This window comes from Mixta sp. (genome assembly GCF_024610815.1).
Taxonomy (GTDB): Bacteria; Pseudomonadota; Gammaproteobacteria; order Enterobacterales; family Enterobacteriaceae; genus Mixta; species Mixta calida.
Genome location: NZ_JANION010000199.1, coordinates 1 through 5019 on the forward strand (window position 1 = coordinate 1; position 5019 = coordinate 5019).

At 56.7% G+C, this 5019-nt stretch carries 4 protein-coding genes and 1 pseudogene; 3 read left to right on the forward strand and 2 right to left on the reverse strand.

Annotated elements, in window-relative coordinates; genetic code table 11:
• Window positions 1-1324: glutathione-disulfide reductase (gene gorA, locus MYY08_RS15045; protein ID WP_288014771.1), on the reverse strand; the 1324-nt coding region annotated here is incomplete at its 3' end.
• A 143-nt stretch (window positions 1325-1467) separates the two neighbouring features.
• Window positions 1468-2691 (reverse strand): RtcB family protein, encoded by a 1224-nt coding sequence (locus tag MYY08_RS15050; RefSeq protein ID WP_288014773.1) that lies wholly within the window; start codon window positions 2689-2691, stop codon window positions 1468-1470.
• Between the two features lie 308 nt (window positions 2692-2999).
• Here MYY08_RS15050 and MYY08_RS15055 point away from each other — a divergent pair.
• The 3 genes and pseudogenes from MYY08_RS15055 to MYY08_RS15065 form a co-directional block, all read left to right on the forward strand.
• Window positions 3000-3200: pseudogene (locus MYY08_RS15055) on the forward strand (sigma 54-dependent transcriptional regulator); the annotation flags it as partial.
• A gap of 4 nt (window positions 3201-3204) precedes the next feature.
• On the forward strand, window positions 3205-4116 hold the full coding sequence (gene rnz, locus MYY08_RS15060; protein WP_038629581.1) for a ribonuclease Z: 912 nt from the start codon (window positions 3205-3207) through the stop codon (window positions 4114-4116).
• Between the two features lie 316 nt (window positions 4117-4432).
• Window positions 4433-4885, forward strand: a complete 453-nt coding sequence (locus MYY08_RS15065) for an Hcp family type VI secretion system effector (RefSeq protein ID WP_038629584.1) — start codon at window positions 4433-4435, stop codon at window positions 4883-4885.
• Window positions 4886-5019: the final 134 nt, after the last annotated feature.

Below are 5019 nucleotides of genomic sequence, written 5' to 3' on the forward strand. Positions count from 1 at the left end.
CCGTCGGGTGAATAGCGACGGTGTTGTCGAAATCTTTTTTGGTCGCGCCCATTTTCAGCGCCACCGCGAAGCCCTGCAAGATTTCATCCATGCCGAAGCCGATGCCGTGGATGCCGACGATCTTCTCTTCTTTACCGACGCACACCAGCTTCATGCGGCACGGCTGGCGGTGCTGCGTGACCGCGGTGTACATTGCGGTAAAAGCAGATTTATAGACTTTCACCTCGTCGTCGCCGTAGTGAGCGCGCGCTTCCGGTTCGGTCATGCCGACGGTGCCGATTGGCGGGTGGCTGAACACCACGGTCGGAATATTGCTGTAGTCCAGATGCTCGTTCGGCTTGCCGTTGAACAGGCGCTCGGAGAGGCGGCGGCCCGCAGCGACCGCGACCGGCGTCAGCTCTACCGCGCCGGTGTTGTCGCCGACGGCATAGATGCCCGGCACGCTGGTATTCTGGAACTGATCCACCTGAATGTAGCCTTTTTCATTCAGCGCCACGCCGGTTACCGCCAGGTTAAGGTTATCGGTCGCCGGTTCGCGGCCAATCGCCCAGATCAGGCAGTCGACGGTCTGTTCTTCGCCGTTTTCCAGCTGTAACGTCAGGCTGCCGTCCTGATTTTTCACCACCGCTTTCGGCACGGAATAAGTGTGCAGCGTCGGGCCTTCAGCGTTCATCACTTCCACCAGCGTTTCGCTGAGCAGCGGATCGAACTGACGCAGCGGGCCTTCTTTACGCACAAACAGATGGGTTTCGGAACCCAACGCGTTCAGTACGCCGGCGATTTCCACGGCGATATAGCCAGCGCCGACAATCGCGGTGCGCTTCGGCATGGCGTCCAGCTCAAAGAAGCCGTCAGAGTCGAGGCCATATTCCGCGCCAGGGATCGCCGGATGCACCGGACGGCCGCCGGTGGCGATCAGAATATGATCGGCGGTAATCTTCTCGCCGTTCACTTCGACGGTGTGGGCGTCGACAAAGCGAGCGAAGCCTTTAATCACGTCGACGTTGTTTTTGCCCAGCACGGTTTCATAAGAGGTGTGGATGCGATCGATATAGGCGCTGCGGTTTTTCACCAGCGTCTGCCAGTTGAACTGGTTCACGGTGGTATCGAAGCCGTAGTCAGGGCCGTAGTTATGGATCGCTTCCGCGATCTGCGCCGCATGCCACATAACTTTTTTCGGAACGCAGCCGACGTTAACGCAGGTGCCGCCCAGCTCTTTCGCTTCGATCAGGGCGCATTTCTGGCCATACATCGCCGCACGGTTAATGGAGGCGATACCGCCGCTGCCGCCGCCGATGGCGAGGTAATCATAATGTCGGGTCATTGAGCGAGCTCCAGAAAGTAAGAAAAGAAAACTGGCGTAAGTGTACCGCCACTCGCTGATTTCCCGCAAAGTTTGCGCCTATGATTGCAACAGGAGCCGACTTTTTCGTCGCTTCGGTCAGGGCAGACGCGGCGTAATCGCGGTTATCCTTTTACGCAAACCACCTGGCGCAGAGTATGCACGATCTCCACCAGCGATGACTGCGCCGCCATAACTGCGTCGATATCTTTATAAGCCATCGGGATTTCATCAATCACGTCGCTGTCTTTGCGGCATTCCACGTGCGCCGTCGCCCGCTGCTGATCGGCCACGGTGAAGCGTTTTTTCGCCGCGGAGCGGCTCATGGCGCGTCCGGCGCCGTGGCTGCACGAGCAGAAACTCTCTTCATTTCCCAGGCCGCGCACGATAAAGCTTTTCGCGCCCATCGAGCCGGGAATGATGCCCAGCTGACCGCGCTGCGCCGATACCGCGCCCTTGCGCGTCACCAGCACCGATTCGCCGAAATGCTGCTCGCGTTGCACATAGTTGTGATGGCAATTCACCGCCTCCGCCGTGGCGCTGAACGGCTTGCTGATGCTCTGCTTCAGCGCCGCCAGCACATGCTGCATCATGATTTCGCGATTATGACGCGCGTAATCCTGCGCCCAGCCCACCGCATTCATATAGTCGGCGAAGTGGCGGCTGCCCTCTTCAAAGTAGGCCAGGTTGCGGTCCGGCAGGTTGGCGATATGCTGCCGCATATCCTGCTGCGCCCGATTGATAAACAACGTGCCGATAGCGTTGCCGACGCCGCGCGATCCGCTATGCAGCATCACCCAGACGCGGTCCGCTTCATCCAGACACAGCTCGATAAAATGGTTGCCGGTGCCGAGCGTGCCGAGGTGCGCGTAGTTATTGGTTTTCAGCAGCGCCGGGTATTTATCGGTAATGCGTTTGAATCCTGTCTGCAACGTTGACCAGTGCCGATCGACGCTCTCCGGCGCGCGTTTCCAGGCGCCTTTATCGCTGCCGGAGCGGTTGCTGGTTCGCCCGTGCGGCACCGCGCGTTCGATCGCGCTGCGGATGCCGTAAAGGTTTTCCGGCAGATCGCCGGCGACCAGCGAGGTGCGCACCGCCATCATGCCGCAGCCGATATCCACGCCGACCGCCGCCGGGATAATCGCGCCGCGCGTCGGGATCACGCTGCCAATGGTCGATCCTTTCCCCAGATGCACGTCAGGCATCACCGCCAGGTGTTTAAAGATAAACGGCATCTTTGCCGTATCCAGCAGCTGCTGGCGCGCTTCCGGTTCCACGGGCACGCCCTGGGTCCACATTTTCACCAGCGCGCCGTTGGCGACGGTCAACGTTTGATATTGCGATTTCATACTCTCTCCTCTGTACGGCGGCGTGCCGTTGCTCGCCGCGTTGCGCCAGGGCGTCTGTTTTTAGCGCCGCGACGACAGGGTATGGCTAAAAGCGTGACATAAACGGGCTTTCCTGCCCACCGCATCTTTCCGCTGAAGCAGTACCGACATCAGATAAAAGAGTGGCTGACGGCGGTGAACTGCGCCACGATAACGCGCATGGCGTCGCTGGCCGACAATGGGCGCATCGCACAGACAGGCGTCAGCGAGCGATCGCGCGCCTGCGGCAAATCTGGCGCGGATACGATCCGATGCCGCTGCCTCCAGAGGATCGCGATCTTTTCGATCGCGATCCTCTGGAGGCGGTATTGACGATCTGTCGGCGATCCGCCAGCCTGTCGGAAGCCGGACGCAAGCTTTTCGCCGTGTCGCGCCAGCAGAAGAAACAGTCGAATGACGCCGACCGACTGCGTAAATACCTCGCCCGTTTCGATCTGAGCTGGGAAGCCATTCAACAACAACCAGAGTAAGCCTATGCAACTGACTTTTCTTGGCACCTGTGCTGGCACGCCCAGCTTACAGCGTAATGTGACTTCTATCGCCCTGACGCTTTCTCATCGCGGCGACTGCTGGCTGTTTGACTGCGGCGAGGCCACGCAACACCAGTTTATGCGCAGCGCCCTGAAACCGGGCAAACTGCAAAAAATCTTTATCACGCACCTGCACGGCGATCATATTTTCGGCCTGCCGGGACTGCTGACCAGCCGCTCGATGGGCGGCATCCCTGAGCCGCTGACGATTTACGGGCCGCCAGGGCTGCGCCAGTTTGTCGAAACCGCGCTGAGCCTGAGCGGGTCGTTTGTCACCTATCCGTTGGAGATCGTTGAAATCGCGGCGGGCGAACTGTTCGACGACGGCGCGATCAAGGTCACGGCCTTTTCGCTGAATCACGTCTTGCCCTGCTTCGGCTTTCGCATCGAACAGCATGACAAGCCGGGTTTTCTCGACGCGGAAAAACTCAGGGCGGACAACGTGCCGCGCGGCCCCTGGTTCCAACAGCTGAAACAGGGCCAGAGCGTCACGCTGGAGGATGGCCGCGTTATTCATGGCCGTGACTATCTTGGCCCCTCGACGCCGGGTAAAAAGCTGGCGATATTCGGCGACACCGCGCCGACCGAGAACGCGCTGGCACTGGCGGCGGAGGTAGACGTGATGGTGCATGAAACCACGCTGGAGGCGGCAATGGAGGAGAAAGCCAACGGACGCGGCCATTCCACTACCGTACAGGCGGCGACCGCCGCCAGAGACGCGCGCGCCAAACGGCTTATCGCCACTCATTTCAGCTCACGCTATCGCTCTGAGGATATGCCGCGCCTGCTGGCGGAGTGCCAGGCGATTTTCCCTAACACCGAACTGGCGCGCGATTTTGCCGTCTTCGAGGTATAAGGGAAGGGCGCTACGGACGACGCCGAGCTGCCGAACCAGGCCGCGCAAAGTGCGTCTTGCTAGCTTAGCTTTATTGTTTGTCGTTAGATAAGGATCTTATACGTCGTTAGAGGCCCGCTGGTTATGCAAATTTATGTCTAAACATCAGCCAGGGCCTTAACTTACGACTTTTAGCCTATACCTTCACCTTTTTGATTACCAACATAAACAAAAGGTTATTAATGAGATTATTAGAGAATATTTATCCATTGGTACATTGATTGATCGCAGCTATAGGAATATAACGTGTTATTTAAATGGCTGGAATAAAATATAAATGGATGAACTATATTTACGTTTGCAGGGTATTACCGGGGAATCTAAAGATAATTTGCATCAAGGCTGGATTGATTTAAAAGGATATAGCTGGGGACTGGAAAGTCATGGGGCGGAGAATAACGGAACCGTTAATTTTCATAATCTCACGGTTCACGCCTTGCTTGATAAAGCGACTCCGGCAATGATTACTTACGCATCAAAAAAGACTCTGATAAGTAAAGCGGAACTGGCAATATGTCGCGCCGGGAGTGAGCATAAAGAATTTTGCCGCATTACGATAGAAAATGTACGCATAGCCGCTATTCGCATGGGGGATTCGGGCATTGCTTCAGAAGTAACTTACGAGCTGGAAGCCGATAAAGTGCAGTTTCAATACTGGGAGCAGACCTCAAAAGGCGGGCGCGGCGCGGAAACGCGTACAACCTGGAATATAAAAGAGCACCACGCATAATAAGATAGCGGAAGCTTCGTGCACCCGCTATTTAAAATTTCTTTTCTACAATAACCGATACGATAAATGTTAAGAGTATAAATAAGCCAATGGCCTCCATGCAAATATCTTCAGGTAAATACGTTACCGCAAAC

What these genes read in the sequence shown, in the direction of transcription:
- MYY08_RS15050 (WP_288014773.1), bottom strand. Translation starts at nt 2,691, where the DNA reads ATGAAATCGCAATATCAAACGTTGACCGTCGCCAACGGCGCGCTGGTG.
- rnz (WP_038629581.1), top strand. Translation starts at nt 3,205, where the DNA reads ATGCAACTGACTTTTCTTGGCACCTGTGCTGGCACGCCCAGCTTACAG.
- MYY08_RS15065 (WP_038629584.1), top strand. Translation starts at nt 4,433, where the DNA reads ATGGATGAACTATATTTACGTTTGCAGGGTATTACCGGGGAATCTAAA.